This window comes from Methylobacterium sp. 37f (assembly GCF_023093475.1).
In the GTDB taxonomy this organism is placed as follows: domain Bacteria; phylum Pseudomonadota; class Alphaproteobacteria; order Rhizobiales; family Beijerinckiaceae; genus Methylobacterium.
In genome coordinates, this window is the sequence record NZ_JAGHKN010000012.1 from 79,530 (window position 1) to 97,557 (window position 18,028).

Here is an 18,028-nt window from a genome sequence, read left to right on the forward strand (position 1 = left end):
AAAAAGGCCTCGCCCGAAGGGGCGAGGCCTCGTCATCGCGATCTGGGGAGTTTTACGCCGCGAGCGAGCGCAGCACGTAAGGGAGGATACCGCCGTTGCGGAAGTATTCGAGCTCGTCGAGGGTATCGATGCGGCAGGTCAACGGCACCTCCCGCTTCGTGCCGTCGGCGGAGGTGATCTCGGCGATCATGGTCTGACGCGGCTTCAATTCGCCCGACAGGCCCCGGATCGAGACCGTTTCGTCGCCCTTCAGGCCCAGCGAGGCCCAGGAGGTCTCGCCCTGGAAGACCAGGGGCACGATGCCCATGCCAACGAGATTCGAGCGGTGGATGCGCTCGAAGCTCTCGGCCACCACGGCGCGGATGCCGAGCAGCTTGGTGCCCTTCGCCGCCCAGTCGCGCGATGAACCGGTGCCGTATTCCTTGCCGGCGAAAACCACCAGCGGCGTGCCCTCGGCCTGGTACTTCTGCGCGGCGTCGTAGATGAACATCCGCTCGCCGGTGGGCTGGAACAGGGTCCAGCCGCCCTCGACCACGTTGCCGGACGCGTCGCGCACCATCTGATTCTTGATGCGGATGTTGGCGAAGGTGCCCCGCATCATGACTTCGTGGTTGCCGCGGCGGGTGCCGTACTGGTTGAAGTCCTGCACCCGGACCTGGTGTTCCTGCAGGTAGGCGCCAGCCGGAGAATTCGCCCGGATGTTACCCGCCGGCGAGATGTGGTCGGTGGTGATCGAGTCCTGGAACAGGCCGAGGATGCGGGCGTCGATGACGTCCTCCACCGGGGCCGGCGTCTTCTGCATGCCGACGAAGTAGGGCGGGTTCTGCACGTAGGTGGAGGTCGAATCCCACTTGAAGGTCTCGGCCTCGGTGACCTCGACGGCCTTCCAGTAATCGTCGCCGCCGAACACGTCGGCATAGCGCGACTTGAACAGGGTCGAGGTGATGTTGGCCTCGATGAATTCCTGCACCTCGGCGGTCGAGGGCCAGATGTCCTTCAGGTAGACGGGCTGTCCGTCCGAGCCCGTGCCCAGCGGCTCGGTGGTGATGTCGATCTGCATCGAGCCGGCGAGCGCGTAGGCGACCACCAGGGGGGGCGAGGCGAGGTAGTTTGCCCGCACGTCGGGATTCACCCGGCCCTCGAAATTGCGGTTGCCCGACAGCACGGCGGCGGCGACGACGTCGTTGTCGTTGATCGCCTTCGAGATCGGGGCCGGCAGGGGGCCGCTGTTGCCGATGCAGGTGGTGCAGCCGAAGCCGACGAGGTTGAAGCCCAGGGCGTCGAGGGGTGTCTGCAGGCCGGCGCTCTCCAGGTACTCGGCCACCACCTGGGAGCCGGGTGCCAGCGAGGTCTTCACCCAGGGCTTCGAGCGCAGGCCCTTGGCCACCGCGTTGCGGGCGAGCAGGCCGGCGCCGATCATCACGCTGGGGTTCGAGGTGTTGGTGCAGCTCGTGATGGCGGCGATCACCACGTCACCGTGGCCGATGTCGAAATTGGCGCCCTCCACCGGGTAGCGCCGGGCGATGTCCGCGGCCTTCTTGAACTCGGTCTCCATGGAGGCGGCGAAGCCGGGCTTGGCACCGTCGAGAAGCACCCGGTCCTGCGGGCGCTTGGGGCCGGCGAGCGATGGGCGCACGTCGCCCATGTCGAGCTCCAGAGTGTCGGTGAAGACCGGATCGGGGGTCTGTGCGTCGCGCCACATGCCCTGCGCCTTGGCGTAGGCCTCGACCAGGGCGATCCGGTCGTCGGCGCGGCCGGTGACGGTGAGGAAATCGATGGTCTTCTGGTCGATCGGGAAGAAGCCGCAGGTGGCGCCGTATTCCGGGGCCATGTTGGAGATCGTGGCACGGTCGGCCACCGCCATGTCGTCGAGGCCGGGGCCGTAGAATTCGACGAACTTGCCCACGACTCCCTTCTTGCGCAGCATCTGCGTGACCGTCAGCACCAGGTCGGTGGCGGTGGTGCCCTCGGGCAGCTTGCCCGACAGCTTGAAGCCGACGACTTCCGGGATCAGCATGGAGAGCGGCTGGCCGAGCATCGCGGCCTCGGCCTCGATGCCGCCGACGCCCCAGCCCAGCACGGCAAGGCCGTTGACCATGGTGGTGTGCGAATCGGTGCCGACGAGGCTGTCCGGATAAGCCAGCTCGGTGCCGTCTTCCGATTTCGTCCACACGGTCTGCGACAGGTATTCCAGGTTGACCTGATGGCAGATGCCGGTGCCGGGCGGGACAACCGAGAAATTGTCGAAGGCCGACTGGCCCCACTTGAGGAAGGTGTAGCGCTCACCGTTGCGCGAGTATTCGAGCGCGACGTTGTCGGCCAGCGCCTTCGGGGTGCCGAACTCGTCGACGATGACCGAGTGGTCGATCACGAGATCGACCGGCACCAGCGGGTTGATCTTCTGGGGGTCGCCGCCGAGCGCGACCATGGCGTCACGCATGGCGGCGAGGTCGACCACGGCCGGCACACCCGTGAAGTCCTGCATCAGGACGCGGGAGGGGCGGAAGGCGATCTCGGTCTCGGTCTTGCCCTTGTTGCCGAGCCAGGCGACGGTGGCCGAGATGTCGTCCTTCTTGACCGAGCGGTCGTCCTCGAAGCGCAGCAGGTTCTCGAGCAGCACCTTCATGGAGAAGGGCAGCGCGGTGGCGTCGGCGAGGCCGGCCTTCTCGGCATGCGGAATCGAGTAGTAAGTATAGGCCTTGTCGCCGACCGTCAGGGTCTGGCGGGACTGGAAGCTGTCGAGCGATGCCACGGCGTTATATTTCCTCGCGAGCGGTTGGTCGAACACGCGCAGGCATAACCTGCGCCACGAAAACACGTGTTCGGCTGGGAGCGCTGTGAAGCGCGCGCCGCCCCGGGGGTGCCCGAGTGAGGATGATGCGCGAAGAGCGATTTGGACGCCCTGAAACTCGCGCGGCGCAGCCTGCGCGCGTTATAGAACACTTCGAAACTGGCCGCTACCGGGGGGCTGACAGTGCTACGGTTCTGTTCGGTCGTACCTTCACCAGCGGAGGGCGCCCACGCTGGACTTTGATCCCGCGAAGGGGCCTCCGATGCTCGCCCTGCGCCGGCCGCTCGAGATCGAAGACCGTCTGAAGGCCCTGGAGCGGCGTACCGGCCGGAGCAAGGACGACCACGCGCGCGATGCCATCCTCGAGCATCTGGAGAATTTCGCGCACCTGGAGAACCTCAAGGCCGCCGAGCAGCACCTCGCGGCCGTCCGAAGCGGCGAAAGCGACACCATGCCTTTCGAAGACGTGCTGTCGCGCTATGGCGTGGCGGATCGCGTTCGCGCGTTCGCGCGTTCCGTGGAACGCGAACTCGCCAAGCTCGACCGTGAGGCGGTCAGGCGCATCCTGGGCTTTCTGCGCCACCGGGTCTCGCCACTGGACGATTCGCGTGCCATTGGCGAAGCCCTGAAGGGCTCTCGGTTGGGCAATATCTGGAAATACCGATCGGTGACTTTCGCGGAATTGCCACGATCGCGGACGACGCCTTGCGCATCCTCGTGATCAAGATCGGCCATCGGCGCGACGTCGACCGGTAGCCGGTTCGATGAGGCTCAAAATCCCGGGCTCATGATGCAGGACCCCCCGTGCGGCTGACCGCCCAAGATCTCGCCGTCCGCCGCTCAGGCCGCCGCATCTTCTCGGACCTGTCCTTCGAACTCGGCCCCGGCGCGGCCCTGATGGTCACGGGCCGCAACGGCGCCGGCAAGTCGACGCTGCTGGCGGTGCTGGCCGGCCGGCTCAAGCCCGAGTCCGGAACGGTCACGGTGCGGGAGGTCGGCGAGGCGACCCTGTCGGAATGCCTGCACGTGGTCGGCCATCGCGACGGCCTGAAGGGTCCGCTCACGGCCGAGGAGAACCTTGCCTTCGCCCGCGACCTCCTCGGCGCACCGACCGCGAGCCCCCGCGCCGCCCTGGAGGAACTCGGCCTCGGCCACGCCCTGCGGCTGCCGGTCGGCTATCTCTCCGCCGGCCAGCGCCGGCGCGTGGCCCTGGCCCGCCTCCTCGTCTGCCGGCGCCCGCTCTGGCTCCTCGACGAGCCGACGGCCGCCCTTGATACGGCCTCTCAGGCGGTCCTCGCCGGGATGATGGCACGCCACCGGGCCGAGGGCGGCCTCGTCATCGCGGCGACTCATCAGCCTCTCGGCCTGGAGGACGCGCAGGAATTGCGAATCGAGGCGCCCCGGACCACCGCACCGGGCGCGGCCCGGTCCACGGTCGCAGCCGACGAGGTGTGGTGGTGATGCGCGCGCTGAAGGCCCTCGTCGCCCGCGACCTTGCGCTGGCCGCCCGGGTCGGTGGGTCGGGGGCGCTTTCCCTCGTGTTCTTCCTGATGATCGTCGCTCTGGTGCCGTTCGCCCTCGGCCCGGATCTCAACCTGCTGTCCCGGATCGGCCCCGCGATCCTGTGGCTCGCCGCCGTGCTCTCGACCCTGATCGGCCTCGACCGGCTATTCCAGGCCGACGAGGAGGACGGTTCCCTCGACCTGATGACCGGCTCGCCGGCCCCCCTGGAGGGCATCGTGCTCGCCAAGGTGCTGGCCCATTGGCTGACCACCGGCCTGCCGCTCGCCCTCGCCTCGCCCCTGTTCGGCCTCCTCGTCGCCCTCGACGGCCGGGCGATGGCGGCGACCGCCCTGACCCTCCTCGTGGGAACCCCGGCGCTGACTTTCGTGGGCGCGGTCGGCGCGGCGCTCACCGCCTCGATCCGTCGCGGCGGGCTGATCCTGGCGGTGGTGGTGCTACCGCTGATGATCCCAACGCTGATCTTCGGCGTCTCGGCGAGCGAAGCAGCCCTCGGTGGTACCGTACCCTTCACAACGCCGCTCGCCATTCTGTGCGCCCTCAGCCTGATCGCGGGCGTGATCGGGACCCTGGCCGCCGCCGCGGCCCTGCGCTGGTCGGAATAGGCGTCTGCGTTCAGCCAAGGACGAACTGCGGTCGAATCGGTGCGGACGGCTCTTCCCTGCAAGCTGATTCGGTACGGCATCGATCGCGACGCGGGCGTAGGATGGCGAACCACTGTAAGATCCTGCCCCGGTGACCATCGCGCTGCAGCGCGAGGGCGACGAACAGGGCGATCGCTGAGGCCTCAAGGAGGAGCATTGGAAGCCATGCACCACTGAGTGGGATCGCCGCGAGATCAAGCCCCTCACTGGCGATGACGCTCCCGAGAGCGCCACCGGTGAAGACAGGCAGAGATCGACAGCCGAGACGGGCGAGAAGGTGGTTGCGCGGCATCTGATGCAGCAGGCGAATCAGCGGCGCGTTCGGCAATGCCATCACCAGGTAGGCGAGCGCCAGAACGTGCAGGACCCGGAGAGGGGATTGATAGGTCTTGCTCGCGCCGAGCCAGAAGTGGTCGTTGCGCGTCGTGACCCATTGGTGAACGGCAGGCCAGATGTTGCCCAGCACAACGACGATAATCAGGTAGGTCGCCAGAAAGGCGAAGGCGACGCAGGTGATGAGCCGGCTGTGTGGCAGGACGATGCCGCGGATCATACCCTGACCGACCACGATCCCGATCGCGAACAGCAGGGTCCAGGGCAAGATTGTCAGGGCGAAAGGCGCACCCGTCAGGCTGTTCGGGATGACCCATGCGAAGTGACCGGCCGGAATCCAGATCAGGAGCCCCAGGGGCAGCGGTGCCCAGAAACGCCAGGCGGCCAGACGGAGCAGGAAAGGCGCCAGCAGCATCAGGGCGACGTAGAGGCGCAGGACGGACGAGTATCCGACCGTCTGCCTCATCGTCAGCGCGTGCCAGAGGAGGTCGCGAAGGCCGTAATCCCGAAGCAGACGCGTCTCCGGGGCATGAATCCCTTCCACGCCGCGGAGGGCAAAGATCGCCGAGAGGAGACCCAGGGTTGCCAGAACGAGAAGGACCTCAAACCCATAGATGTAGGCTGCGCGCCGCCAGAGGTGTACGACGATCTCCCCAAAGCAGCGTGCTTCGGTCTGCCGGGCTGCCAACGCAACAGAAATCCCGCTGAGCAGCACGAAGATGTCTGCGCTGTCGGAGAATCCGAGCCCCGAAGGTGACAGGTTGGTAAGATAGCCGTTCTCGATGTGATTGACGAAGATGTTGACGAGGCAGATCCCCCGGACTGCGTCGATCGTCGTGCTTCGCTGCTGCATCTCCCGACCCTGCCGCCTGTGTCACGAGTCCGTGATAAGGGATGAGTCTTAAGGGTGTGTTGCAACCCATGAGTGCATTGCGCCCGACTGGTTTTACTCGCCGGCTTCGCCATCCCGAGGGACTGCCTTGGGCGGTCAGGCCGGGTCGGCGTCGATGCGCATCCGCAGGATGGCGTAGGGCGGTTTCTGGAGATCCTGGCCGACGTTGTATTCCGGGCGCCGATTCACCTGGGCGGACGAGATGTGGAGCCAGCGATCGGGCGTGATCCAGAACGTATCGGCCCAGATCAGGCGCGGGTCCGAGGCGATGAGGGTGACGGTGCCGTCGGGATCGCGGCGGCCGACCGCGTTGAACTCCTGCATGGCGAGGTAGACCCGGTCCTTCGAATCGGTGGTGAGACCACCGGTCATGCCCTTCTCGCCAAGGTCCTCGACCCCGGCCGCCACCCCGGCATCGCTGGTCTCGGGATCGAGGAGCGCGGCGGTCTCCACCGCGTAGAGTCGGCGTCCGATCAGGGGCGCGTAGTAAAGGCGACGACCGTCCGGGCTGAGGGCGATGCCATTGGCGCCGCCCTGGACCGGGCGCGGCGGCCCGTCCCCCTTCCGCTGCACCACGGCACGATCCTCGACGATTTTGAGGAGTCCCTTCTGCGACTTGGTGCTGGCGTGGCCCGCGAGGCGTCGCACCACTCGGCCCGTCGCGAGGTCGACCGCCAGGATGGCGCCCTCCCCGTCCTGGCCCTGATCGGTGATGTAGGCCCGGGCGTACCCGTCGCGAATGTCCACCCGCAGATCGTTGAGCGAGGAGGTCGGGGTGATACCCGCGTCCAGCGGCACCACCCGACGAATACGGTTGTCCGAGAGGGTGATCTGCACGAGCTTCGCGCCGCCCTTCACCGGCGGGCCGGAGCCGTCCGGCAGGCCGGCATCGAGGCACCACAGGGTATCGTCGCGGTCGAAGACGCCGTTGGGCACGTGGAACAGACGCGCCTGCGGCTGATCCGGGTCGGGCTGGTTGGTGGCAAGGTCCGGATAGGGCCGGACCGCGCCGTCCGGCAGCACTTCGCCCAGCGTGTAGGGCACCGTCGCGTCGAAGCGCGGCATCATCACAAAGCGCCGGCCCTGCGCCGAGATGGCGAGGCCCGTGGGGGTCGAGGGCGCATCCGCCGTGAAGGCGAGTTCGAGGCCGCCGGTGGTGCGTTCCGTGGTGACCGGCGCCTCCGCCGCCGCCCGCGCTTCGGATCCGAGGGAGAGAGCCGCCGCGCCGGTGAGGCCGGCGGCGAGGAGATCACGGCGAGCGAGCGTCATGGCGGGGTTCCGGTTCGGACGGGAGATGAGACGGGTCAGCCCCGGGCGGGGCCGCGGACCGCGAGGTCGATGGCGTGGACGATCGGGCCGGCGCCGATGAACAGGCGGTTGCCGTCCGGTCCCCCGAAGGCGACGTTGGCGGCATCGGTGGCGGTGGCGATGCGGCCCAGCCGGGTCCCGTCGGAATCGAACACCCGCACGCCGTCGAAGCAGGCCGCGTAGAGCCGGCCCCCGGCATCGACCGCGAGCCCGTCCGGAACGCCGGCCTCCACGGTGGCGAACACCCGGGGGTTGCCGAGCCGGCGCCCCCGCTCGACGGGGAAAGTCAGGATCGTCCGGGCGCCCTCGGGGTTCTTCAGGGCCGCGCTGGTGTCGCTGACATAGAGGCGTGTGCCATCCGGGCTGAACACGATCCCGTTGGGCTGCCCCACCGCGTCGGTCATCGACTCGACCCGCCCGGAGCCGGGATCGATCCGATAGACCCGCCGGGCTGCCTGGGCGGGTGCTGCCATCAGGCCCTCGTCCGGCATGGTGATGCCGAAGACCGGATCGGTGAACCAGATCGCGCCGTCCGGCGCCAGGGCGGCATCGTTGGGGGAATTGAGCGGCCGGCCCTCATAGGTCTCCGCCAGCACCGTGAGGCGCCCATCCGGCTCGCGCCGCACCACGCGCCGGCCCCGGTGCTCGCAGGTGACGAGCCGGCCCTCGCCGTCGAGGGCGTTGCCGTTGGCGTTGTTCGACGGATCGCGGAAGACCTGCGTTGCGCCATCGTCGCCGATGCGCAGCATCCGGTTGGCCCGAACGTCGCTGACGATCAGGCCGCCGAGGGCCGGTGCGTAGCACAGGCCCTCGCACCAGCGCCCGGCCGCGTAGAGGGTGCGCAGGGGCGTGTCAGGCGCCACCACCGCGGAAAAGCGCGGGTCGTCGCTGCGCAGGATCGGCGCAGCCGCGACGCGGGTGGCCGACAGGCTAACCGCCGCCAGAGCGGTGCCGAGGAACGTGCGTCGTCGAATCGTCGGCATCCGGTTCCGGAACGGTTGGAAGGGCAAGGGGACGCACCGGCTGGCGCCGGCCGATGCGTTGGGCCTCGGCGTGCGCCAATCCTCGGGTTGATAGGCCTCGGGGTGACAGGCCTCAGCGCGGGGCGGGGGTCGCGGGAGCGCCTGTCGCGCCGGTCGCCTCCACGGCCGTGGGTTTGAAACTCCACAACTCGGTCGGCAGGGCTGCCGGCGCGTCCGGCTTGTAGAAGGCCGAGTCCTGGATGTGCGAGGTCGTGACGTAGAGCGTGCCGTCCGGTCCTTCCGCGAAGGTATCGGGCCAGCGCAGGCGCTTGTCCTGCACGACGGTGCTCAGGCTGTTCCCTTTGCCCGACAGGTCGCGGACCTTGATCGAATCATCCTGCGGCGACGTCACGTACATCCGGCCGTCGGTGCGGGCGATGATCAGCCCGTCCGCCGGGCCGTTCTCGCCCACGGGCTCGATCCGGCCGGCCACGCTCTTGTCCGCGAGGGCCGCCGGCATCAGCGCCGTGGTGATGCTGCCGGCGAGCGTCTCGGTTGGCAGGCTGTAGAGCGTCTTGCCCTTGATCGCCTGCCAGTAGAGCGTCTTGCCGTCGGGGGAGAGAGCGATGCCATCGGCCGCGAACTCGACGCCGCGCCCGTCCGGGCGGCGCAGGGGTTTGCCGTCATAGGTCACGGTGACGCTTGGGTCGGGCTGCGTCGCGGGATCGCCGTCGAGCACCCGATGCGCGCGGCCGCTGTCGAGGTCGACCACCACCAGAGCGCCCCGGGCGCCGGAATCGGTGAGGTAGGCGGTCTTGCCGTCGGGGGAGAAGCGCACGTCGTTGAGGTAGGAGCCCTGGGGCGCCACGCTGTCGTCGAATGCGATGGTGCGGGCCGGCTGGTTGGTCTTCAGGTCGATCTCGACCAGCTTGGCACCGCCGGGCACCAGGGCCGCCATGGCGGGGGCGGCCGGATCGAGCACCCAGAGATTGCCGTTGGGACCGGCGACCACGCTCTGGACGCAGACCCAATGGTCCTTGGCCGTGACCTCGTCCTTCTTGGCGTTGCGCCAGGAATTCCAGGCCGCGTCCGGGAACGGCACCAGCTTGCCATCCTTGAGTTCGGCCACCGATACCTCGGTGTCCTCGGTCCATCGCGGAAAGTTGACGAAGATGCGTCCGTCCTTCGAGACGGTGACGCCGGTCACCTGATGCTCGAAGCTCGCCACCTTGGTGAGGGTCGCGGCAGGCGGGGTTGTGGCAGTCGGAGCGGGTGCAACCGGCGCGGTCTGCGCCCGGCTTGGCGATGCTAGCAGCGGGCTCGCCAGGGCGACGGCGCAGAGCGCGGTGCGCAGGACTTCGCCTTTCCGCCGGGCGTCTGCGGATCTGATCGTCACGGAAGTGCGGCGGGGCATCGATCGACTCTTCGTGCGGCTCGAATCGGAATGGGTCATCGACGGCCTAACGCACGAGGGGGCGGCCAAGGTTCATTCCGGCAAGGTTCATTCCGGCAAGGTTCATCCCGAAACGCCGCGGTTGCAGGTCCGGCCGGATGTCACGGCCCCGGACGCGGGCCAGCCTTGGCACGGGAACCGGCAAGCCCCGCGCCGAGAAATGCCCCCCAACTACAAGCCCGCACCTGCAACCGACCCTATCGTCGGCGGGCGGGGGATTGGGCCAGGCAATGTCGAATTTCAACGAAAGACAGCTCATACGCCGAGAACAGCGGAATGATTATTGTTTTTAATACGAATTTTACAATTATAATTCCCATATGGTACGGTGCGCCGGGGATAGATTTGGCGACGCCTTTCGCTTCGCCGACCGGGTAAGAGAAGACCACATGCTGGGATCAAGTCTTCGCGCCACCTTGGCCGCACTCGATCGATCGCAGGGTCGGATCGAGTTCGAAATGGATGGGACGGTTCGCGATGCGAACAAGATCTTCCTCGACTTGGTCGGGTACACGCTGGACGAGGTCCGTGGCCAGAACCACAGCCTGTTCGTCGCGCCCGAGGAGCGAGAGACCGTCGCCTATCGCCAGTTCTGGGACAGCCTGCGCCGGGGTGAGTTCCAGAGCCGGGAGTTTCGCCGGATCGCGAAGGACGGGCGCAGCCGGTGGATACAGGCGTCGTACAACCCGATCCTCAACCGGCACGGCAAGCCCGTGAAGGTGGTCAAGTTCGCGACCGACATCACCGAGCAGACCCGGCGCAACGCGGCCTACGAGGGCCAGATCGCGGCGATCAACCGCTCGCAGGCGGTGATCCACTTCACGCCCGACGGCCTCGTCACCGATGCCAACCCGAATTTCCTCGCCGCGCTCGGCTATACCCTGGACGAGATCAAGGGTCGGCACCACAGGCAATTCATGGCGCCCGAGGACCGGGACACGCCGGCCTATGCGGCCTTCTGGAAGGCGCTCGCCAGCGGCGAGTACCAGGCCGGCGAGTTTCGCCGCATGGCCAAGGGCGGACGCGAGGTCTGGATCTACGGGGCCTACAATCCGGTCCTCGGTCCGGACGGTAAGCCCGTGGCGGTGGTCAAGTTCGCCAACGACGTGACCCATCAGGTCGCCGATCGCCTCCGCCGCCTCGAGGGCCAGCGCGCCATCGACCGGGACCTCGGCGGCATCACCGACTCCATCGCCGAGGTCAGCCGCCAGGCGAGCACCACCGCCGAGGCCGCGGCCCTGACCTCGGGCAACGTGCAGGCCGTGGCGGCCGGTGCCGAGGAATTTTCGGCCTCGATCGAGGAATTGAATCGCCACGCCGTCGAGGCGAAGGCCGCTTCCGACGAGGCCGTGATCCGGGCGGAAGAGGCCGGCGGGATCGTCGCGGGCCTGACCTCGGCCGCAACCAAGATCGGCGAAGTGGTTTCGGTGATCCGCTCGATTGCCGACCAGACCAACCTGCTTGCGCTCAACGCCACCATCGAGGCCGCCCGCGCCGGCGAGGCCGGCCGGGGCTTCGCGGTGGTCGCCAGCGAGGTGAAGGCCCTGGCCAACCAGTCGTCGCGGGCAACGGAGGAGATCGGGACCCAGATCGCGGCGGTTCAGACCTCCACCAGCCAGGCGGTGAACGCCATCGAGGCCATCGCCCGCACAATCGCGCATCTCAGCGAGATCTCACTCAGCGTCTCGTCGGCGGTCACCGAACAGGCGGCGGTGACACGCGACATGTCGGTGAACATGCAGACCGCCGCTCAGAGCGTCGAGCAGGTCCGACAGAGCATGGACGGCATCGCCCAGGCCGCCCACGATGTCGACGGCTCCGTGCGCAAGGCCGGCGCCGCCGCCCGGGCGCTCGCCTGAGCGGACGTGCCGCCCGTCAATCCGGCCGGGCTCCGATTGCCGGCTGGATCACAGTCGGTTCCGAGCCTGAACCCCGGACCCGGCCCCGCAGGCTCTGGGTCCCACCCGTTCGGCCCGGCTCACGCCGGTCGAGACCCGGGACGACGCGCTCCGTGAGATCCACGCAACGGCCGACCAACCACGTCATCCAGTTCATTGCGAAGCTCCCAGCTGTCTCTCATGGGATAGATCGGGTGCCGCCGCGCCAAAGCGAGGGCCGACCGCACAAATATCCGGCCCACGGCCCGACCGGGAGACCCTCAATCGAGATCCTGCAGGTGGCGTGCGGCGATGACTGACGCAGCCGTGCGATTCTCGACTCCGAGCTTCTCGTAGATGCCCTCGAGGTGCTTGGTCACCGTGCGGGGGCTCAAGCCCAGGATCTCGCCGATGTCGCGGCTGGATTTGCCCCGCGAGAGCCAGAGCAGCACCTCCGCCTCGCGCCCAGTGACGCGCAGGCGCAGGCGCAGGCGCTCCAGGCCGGCCTGGGTGCCGTCCCGGGCCAGCCGCAGCAGGATCTCGTCGCCGGTGCCGCCGATGAAGCTCAAGGTGTAGGCGGTGCCTGCCCGGTCCACGAGGCTCAGAGGGGCGGTGGACGCGCCCCCCAGGCAGGCCTTTAGCCAGGCCCCGCCCTGTGGCGGCAGGCCCAGGGGCGCGCCGGGCTCGGTGACCCCGCCGAGCAGGCGCGCGGCCTGGGGCGTGCACCACCGGACCGCGCCGTCGCGGTCCACTGCGAACAGGGTGCGGCCGGTGGTGTCGAGGGCCGCCCGCGCGCTCTGGGCCGCACGGGCGCCGGCGAGATGGACCCGGATGCGGGCCAGGATCTCGTCGGGGGCGATCGGCTTCGTCACGTAGTCGACGCCGCCGGCCTCCAGGCCCTTCACGATGTGCTCGGTCTCCGACAGGCCGGTCATGAAGATCACCGGCACGTGGGCGAGATGGCCCTTCGCCTTGAGGCGACGGCAGGTCTCGAACCCGTCCATGCCGGGCATCATCGCGTCGAGCAGGATGACGTCGGGGGTGATCTCGTCGACCAGCGCCAGGGCGAGGTCGCCCGCCACCGCCACCAGGACGGTGGCGCCCGAGCGCTCGATCGCCTCGGTGAGGAAGCTCAGGGTTTCGGGGGAATCGTCCACCACGAGGACGATGTCGCGCTGGGCTTCAGACATCCGACACGCCTTCCGCCACGTCCTGCGGAGGGCTCAGGGCTTCCAGCACGGTGCGGGCCCGGCGCAGGTCGAAGGCGGCGGCGAGGCCCCGCATCTGCACGATGAAGGCCATCGGGGCGTCCGCCTCGGCCTCCATCTCGGCCAGCTTGGCTTCGATCCCGCGCACGTGGCCGATCCGCACGAGGCGCAGGAGATCGGCCACCTGCCCGGGCCGCGGGGCCGGGGACGCCTCCGGCGTCGGTGCGGCGGCGTCGATCCCGGGAGGCTCCTGCGCGGTCCAGGCGAGGCCGAGCAGGCCGGTGACGCATTCAAGGAAGTCGCGCAGGTCGAAGGGTTTGGCGATGATCGCGTCGTGGGGCGCGTCGTCACCCCGCACGGGGCTGATCTCGTGGACGTTGGCCGACATCATGGCGATGCGGGCGGTGTGGCCGGCCTCCCGCAGCGCTTTGGCCAGCACCCAGCCGCTCATGCCCGGCATGGCGATGTCGAGGAGGAACAGGTCCGGCGGCCGGGTCTCCGCCAGGGCGAGGCAGGCCGGGCCGTCGCCGGCCTCCCACACCACCAGGCCGAGGGGTTCGAGGATGTCGCGCATCAGCCCGCGATGGGCCGCATCGTCGTCGGCCACCAGGATGGTGCGCCGGGCGCCCGCATAGGCCCGCACCGGCGCGCTCGCGGGTGCGGCCAGAACGGGCTTCGGCCGGGCCACCGAGGCCAGCATCAGGCGCACGCGAAAGCGGGTGCCGCGCCCGACCTCGCTCTCGACAGTGATCTCGCCGCCCATCACCTGGGCCAGCAGGTGCGCGATGGTCAGCCCCAGGCCGGTGCCGGGCGTCGAGCGCGCGGCCGCCAGCGAGCCGCGCTCGAACGGCTCGAAGATGCGCTCCAGATCGTCCCGGCGGATGCCGAGGCCGGTGTCGCTGATCGTGAACACCGCGATCTGATTGCGGTAGGTCAGATCCAGGGTGACCGTGCCGGCGGGGGTGAACTTGATCGCGTTCGACAGGAGGTTGAGCAGGATCTGGCGCAGACGCTTCTCATCGGTGGCGACCACCGCCGGCAGGGCCTCGGGTCGGGTGAAGCGGAAATCGAGGGCAGCGCCCTGCGCCTGGAGCCGGATCATGTCGACGATCTGGTCGAGGAAGTCGGCGAGACGTACCTCGTTGCGGTGGATCTGGAGGCGACCCGCCTCCATCCGGGAAATATCGAGGAGGCCGTCGATCAGGCCCGACAGGTGCTGGGCCGAGCGCCGGATGACCCGGATGCCGTTCTGGCGCGGGGCCGGGATGCTGGGGTCGCCCTCCAGCAGCTGCGCGTAGCCCAGCACCGCGTTCAGGGGCGTGCGCAACTCGTGGCTGATGCCGACCACGTAGCGGCTTTTCGCGAGATTGGCGGCCTCCGCCGTCTCCTTGGCCTGCTGCAGCTTGGCATCGGTGATCTTATGGGCCTCGATCTCGGCCTGGTAGAGCCCTGTCTGGCGCGCAGTCTCCTCGAGGGCGACCCGCCGGCTCTCCTGCGCCAGAACGAACAGCCAGGCGACGATGCCCAGGATCACGATGAGGATCAGGAACACGCTGGTCAGCGCCGCGCCGAGCACCGCGCGGTGTTCGGGATGCTCGGCGCTGGCGCCCGCATGCACGATACCGAGGATCAGCGCGATCGCCGCCACCAGCGTCAGCATCAGCGCGAGGTAGCGCCCCAGCGGCGCGCCGATCCAGGCGGCGGTGCGGGCCGGGGCGACGCGCGCGAGCACCGCCTGGGCCTGGGCCTCCAGGCGCCCGTGCGGCTTGCAGAGATCGCCGCAGCGGGCGTCGAGCGAGCAGCACAGGGAGCAGATCGGAGCCGCGTAGGCGGGGCACTGGGCCATGTCCTCCGGCTCGAACGGGTGCTCGCAGACGCGGCAGGTGATTCCGGACGCACCGTGCCAGTCGGTCCGCGGAGTTCGGGCGAGATAGTAGCGCCCGCCGGTGGCGAGCGCGATCGCGGGCGCCCCCGCGACGGCGACGGTCAGCGCCAGCAGCGGCGCGAACGGCACGGCCATCCCCTCGATCCAGCCCGCATGGGCCACGAACCCCGTGAGGATCGCCAGCGCCATGGCGCCGGTGCCGACGGGATTGATGGCGTAGAGATGGGCGCGCTTGAACTCGATGCCGGGCGGGGACAGGCCGAATGGCTTGTTGATGGCGAGGTCCGCCGCGAGCGCGCCGACCCAGGCCGACACCACCACGGCGTAGAGCGAGAGCGTGCTGGCGATGGTCTTGTCGATGCCGAGCTCCATCAGCAGGAGCGCGATGGCGACGTTGAACACCAGCCAGACGACCCGGCCCGGGTGGCTATGCGTCAGGCGCGAGAAGAAGTTCGACCAGGCGATGGAGCCCGCATAGGCGTTGGTGACGTTGATCTTGAGCTGCGACACCACCACGAACAGCGTCATCAGCGCCACGGCGCCGACCCCGGGGGAGACCACGTAGCCGAAGGCCACCGCGTACATCCGCGTCGGCTCGGCGGCATGCTCGGCGGGCACCCCGTGCGCGAGGGCGAGCACGGCGAGGAACGAGCCGAGCAGGATCTTGAGCATCCCGGGCAGGATCCAGCCGCCGCCGGCACCCAGCACCGCCGCCCACCAGCGGGCCGAACGGCCGGGTTCGCGCTCCGGCACGAAGCGCAGGAAGTCGACCTGCTCGCCGACCTGGGCCAGCAGCGCCAGCAGGATGCCCGAGGCGAGACCGAAGCGGGGCCAATCGAAGCCGCCGAGGCCGTCGCTGCCCGGATGGTCGAGCCAGGTCGCCACCGGCGCGTCCCCGGCGAAGGCGATGCAGGCGAGCGGCACGAGGTTGAGCACGATCCAGACCGGCTGCGTCCAGAGCTGGAAGCGACTGATCATCGCGATGCCGTAGATCACCAGCGGGATCACCGCGAGGGCGCTGACGAGGTAGCCGAGGCTCGGCGGCAGCCCGAAGCACAGCTCCAGCGCCAGGGCCATGATGGCGGCCTCAATGGCGAAGAACAGAAAGGTGAAGCTCGCGTAGATCAGCGAGGTCACCGTCGAGCCGATATACCCGAAGCCGGCGCCCCGGGTGAGGAGGTCGATGTCGACGCCGTAGCGGGCGGCGTAGAGGCTGATCGGCGTCGCGGTGGCGAAGATGATGGCGCTCACCAGCAGGAGTGCTGCCAGGGTGTTGGTGAACCCGACACTCAGCACCAGGGTGCCGCCGATCGCCTCCAGGGCCAGGAACGAGAGGGAGCCGAGCGCCGTCTGGGCGACCCGGAAGCCCGACCACCGCCGCGCCTTCTTGGCGGTGAAGCGGAGCGCATAATCCTCCAGCGTCTCGTCGGCGACGAGGCGATTGTAGTCGCGCCGGATCGGCAGGATACGCTGGTGCTCGGTCATCGTCTTCGGGGTGGACGGTATCATGCGGCACGGGGGATGGCGCGGCATCCCGGCCCGTCCGTGACGATGGCGGTCCGTCGTCCCCAGCTTAGCAAGGACCGTGCCCCGATGCCGGGCGCGGCCCGGCGCTTCGGACGGCGCGGTCCGGGCCACGGACTCGCGCGAGCAAGTTCACCAGCATGGGCCTGTGCGCCGGGCTCCGACATACGCAATACAGCGTATAGGCCGCACGGCACCCTGCAGCCTAGCCTCCGCTCCGTCGATCCGCGGCCGTCCCGAGCGCCGCGCGACGACCGACAGGGGTTTGGGCACGATGGCAGAGGACAAGGGCAAGGGCCTGCAATCGGCGCTGCGGCGCAGGCTTCTGATGGGGCTCGCCGGCGCTCCGGCGATCGCCCTGATGCCGCGCATGAGCTTCGCGGCGGGACCGGCGACGTCGGCGGTGAACACCACCGGCCTCGCCGTGACCGACACCGAGGTGACGGTCGGCATCCTGCACTCGGCCACCGGCACCATGGCGATCTCCGAGACCGGCTCGATTCAGGCCGAGAAGCTCGCGATCTCGCAGATCAACGAGGCGGGCGGCGTGCTCGGCCGCAAGATCAAGATCATCCAGGAGGACGGCGCCTCCGATTGGCCGACCTTCGCCGAGAAGGCGAAGAAGCTCCTGGTCAACGACCATTGCGCCGCCGTGATGGGCTGCTGGACCTCGGCCTCCCGCAAGGCCGCGCTGCCGGTGTTCGAGCAGTATAACGGCCTCTTGTACTACCCGACCTTCTACGAGGGCCTGGAGCAGTCCAAGAACGTCTTCTACACCGGCCAGGAAGCCACGCAGCAGATCCTCGCCGGCCTCAACTGGGTTCACAAGGAGAAGGGCGGCGATTCGTTCTTCTTCATCGGGTCGGACTACATCTGGCCGCGCACCTCGAACAAGATCGCCCGAAAGCACGTCGAGAACGTGCTCAAGGGCAAGGTCGTCGGCGAGGAGTACTTCCCTCTCGGCCACACCCAGTTCAATTCGGTGATCAACAAGATCAAGCTCACCAAGCCGAAGGTGATCTTCGCCGACGTGGTCGGCGGCTCGAACGTGGCGTTCTACAAGCAGCTCAAGGCCGCCGGCATCGACCTGTCGAAGCAGATCCTCCTGACGATCTCGGTGACGGAAGACGAGATCGACGGCATCGGCGGCGACAACATCGCCGGCGCCTATTCCTGCATGAAGTACTTCCAGTCGATCGAGAACGAGAACAACAAGGCCTTCGTCGCCGCCTTCAAGAAGATGTGGGGCGAGAAGACCGTCATCGGCGACGTCACCCAGGCCGCCTATCTCGGGCCCCACCTGTGGAAGATGGCCTGCGAGAAGGCCGGCTCGTTCGATGTCGACAAGGTCGTCGCCGCCTCGCCGGGGCTCGAATACAAGGACGCGCCGGAAGGCTACGTCCGGGTCGATCCGAACCACCACCTCTGGTCGAAGACCCGCGTCGGCAAGGCCCTGCCGGATGGCCAGTTCGAGATCGTCTACACCAGCCCCGAACTGATCAAGCCCGACCCGTTCCCCAAGGGCTACCAGTAGGGCTCCAACGTGCCCTCCTCCCCCTTGTGGGGAGGAGTTGGCGGTGGGGGTGGTTGGGTGACCCTCGACCGGCGGAGGCTGGCGGCGCCACCCCCA

12 protein-coding genes are annotated in these 18,028 nt (G+C 68.6%); 5 read left to right on the plus strand and 7 right to left on the minus strand.

The window, feature by feature from the left end; translation table 11 throughout:
* Positions 1-52 precede the first annotated feature (52 nt).
* Positions 53-2,752, minus strand: coding sequence for an aconitate hydratase AcnA (gene acnA / locus J7U37_RS10590; RefSeq protein ID WP_056183884.1), 2,700 nt, complete (start codon positions 2,750-2,752; stop codon positions 53-55).
* Between the two features lie 301 nt (positions 2,753-3,053).
* On the opposite strand from acnA, the gene J7U37_RS10595 reads away from it, so the two are divergent.
* The 3 genes from J7U37_RS10595 to ccmB all read left to right on the plus strand — a co-directional run bounded on the left by J7U37_RS10595 (position 3,054) and on the right by ccmB (position 4,917).
* On the plus strand, positions 3,054-3,512 hold the full coding sequence (locus tag J7U37_RS10595; protein ID WP_247635683.1) for a TraY domain-containing protein: 459 nt from the start codon (positions 3,054-3,056) through the stop codon (positions 3,510-3,512).
* Between the two features lie 83 nt (positions 3,513-3,595).
* Positions 3,596-4,252 (plus strand): heme ABC exporter ATP-binding protein CcmA, encoded by a 657-nt coding sequence (gene ccmA, locus J7U37_RS10600; protein ID WP_056183888.1) that lies wholly within the window; start codon positions 3,596-3,598, stop codon positions 4,250-4,252.
* Complete coding sequence (ccmB, locus tag J7U37_RS10605) at positions 4,252-4,917, plus strand: heme exporter protein CcmB (RefSeq protein ID WP_200935841.1); 666 nt, start codon at positions 4,252-4,254, stop codon at positions 4,915-4,917. Before ccmA ends, ccmB begins: the two co-directional genes overlap by 1 nt.
* A gap of 10 nt (positions 4,918-4,927) precedes the next feature.
* On the opposite strand, the gene opgC is transcribed toward ccmB, so the two are convergent.
* The 4 genes from opgC to J7U37_RS10625 form a co-directional block, all read right to left on the minus strand.
* Positions 4,928-6,142, minus strand: a complete 1,215-nt coding sequence (opgC, locus tag J7U37_RS10610; RefSeq protein WP_082507843.1) for an OpgC domain-containing protein — start codon at positions 6,140-6,142, stop codon at positions 4,928-4,930.
* A gap of 135 nt (positions 6,143-6,277) precedes the next feature.
* Positions 6,278-7,450 (minus strand): major royal jelly family protein, encoded by a 1,173-nt coding sequence (locus J7U37_RS10615; protein WP_247635684.1) that lies wholly within the window; start codon positions 7,448-7,450, stop codon positions 6,278-6,280.
* Positions 7,451-7,485: 35 nt separating this feature from the next.
* Positions 7,486-8,472 carry an SMP-30/gluconolactonase/LRE family protein gene (locus J7U37_RS10620; protein ID WP_247635685.1) on the minus strand — a complete coding sequence of 329 codons (987 nt, stop codon included), beginning with the start codon at positions 8,470-8,472 and terminating at the stop codon, positions 7,486-7,488.
* 112 nt (positions 8,473-8,584) lie between these two features.
* The gene (locus J7U37_RS10625) at positions 8,585-9,865 is read right to left on the minus strand and encodes a major royal jelly family protein (protein ID WP_247635686.1); all 1,281 of its coding nucleotides are present in this window, start codon (positions 9,863-9,865) and stop codon (positions 8,585-8,587) included.
* A gap of 428 nt (positions 9,866-10,293) precedes the next feature.
* Here J7U37_RS10625 and J7U37_RS10630 point away from each other — a divergent pair, with 428 nt between their 5' ends.
* Positions 10,294-11,763: a PAS domain-containing methyl-accepting chemotaxis protein gene (locus J7U37_RS10630; RefSeq protein ID WP_247635687.1), complete on the plus strand. Its 1,470-nt coding sequence runs from the start codon at positions 10,294-10,296 to the stop codon at positions 11,761-11,763.
* Positions 11,764-12,062: 299 nt separating this feature from the next.
* Here the strand turns inward: J7U37_RS10630 and J7U37_RS10635 are convergent, their stop codons facing one another.
* Both J7U37_RS10635 and J7U37_RS10640 read right to left on the minus strand, forming a co-directional pair.
* Positions 12,063-12,971 carry a response regulator transcription factor gene (locus J7U37_RS10635; RefSeq protein WP_056183896.1) on the minus strand — a complete coding sequence of 303 codons (909 nt, stop codon included), beginning with the start codon at positions 12,969-12,971 and terminating at the stop codon, positions 12,063-12,065.
* The gene (locus J7U37_RS10640; protein ID WP_247635688.1) at positions 12,964-16,359 is read right to left on the minus strand and encodes an ATP-binding protein; all 3,396 of its coding nucleotides are present in this window, start codon (positions 16,357-16,359) and stop codon (positions 12,964-12,966) included. The genes J7U37_RS10635 and J7U37_RS10640 overlap by 8 nt, the downstream gene beginning before the upstream one ends.
* Positions 16,360-16,672: 313 nt before the next feature.
* On the opposite strand from J7U37_RS10640, the gene urtA reads away from it, so the two are divergent.
* Entirely contained in the window at positions 16,673-17,932 is a 1,260-nt protein-coding gene (gene urtA / locus J7U37_RS10645) for an urea ABC transporter substrate-binding protein (RefSeq protein WP_056184327.1), read from the plus strand.
* Positions 17,933-18,028: the final 96 nt, after the last annotated feature.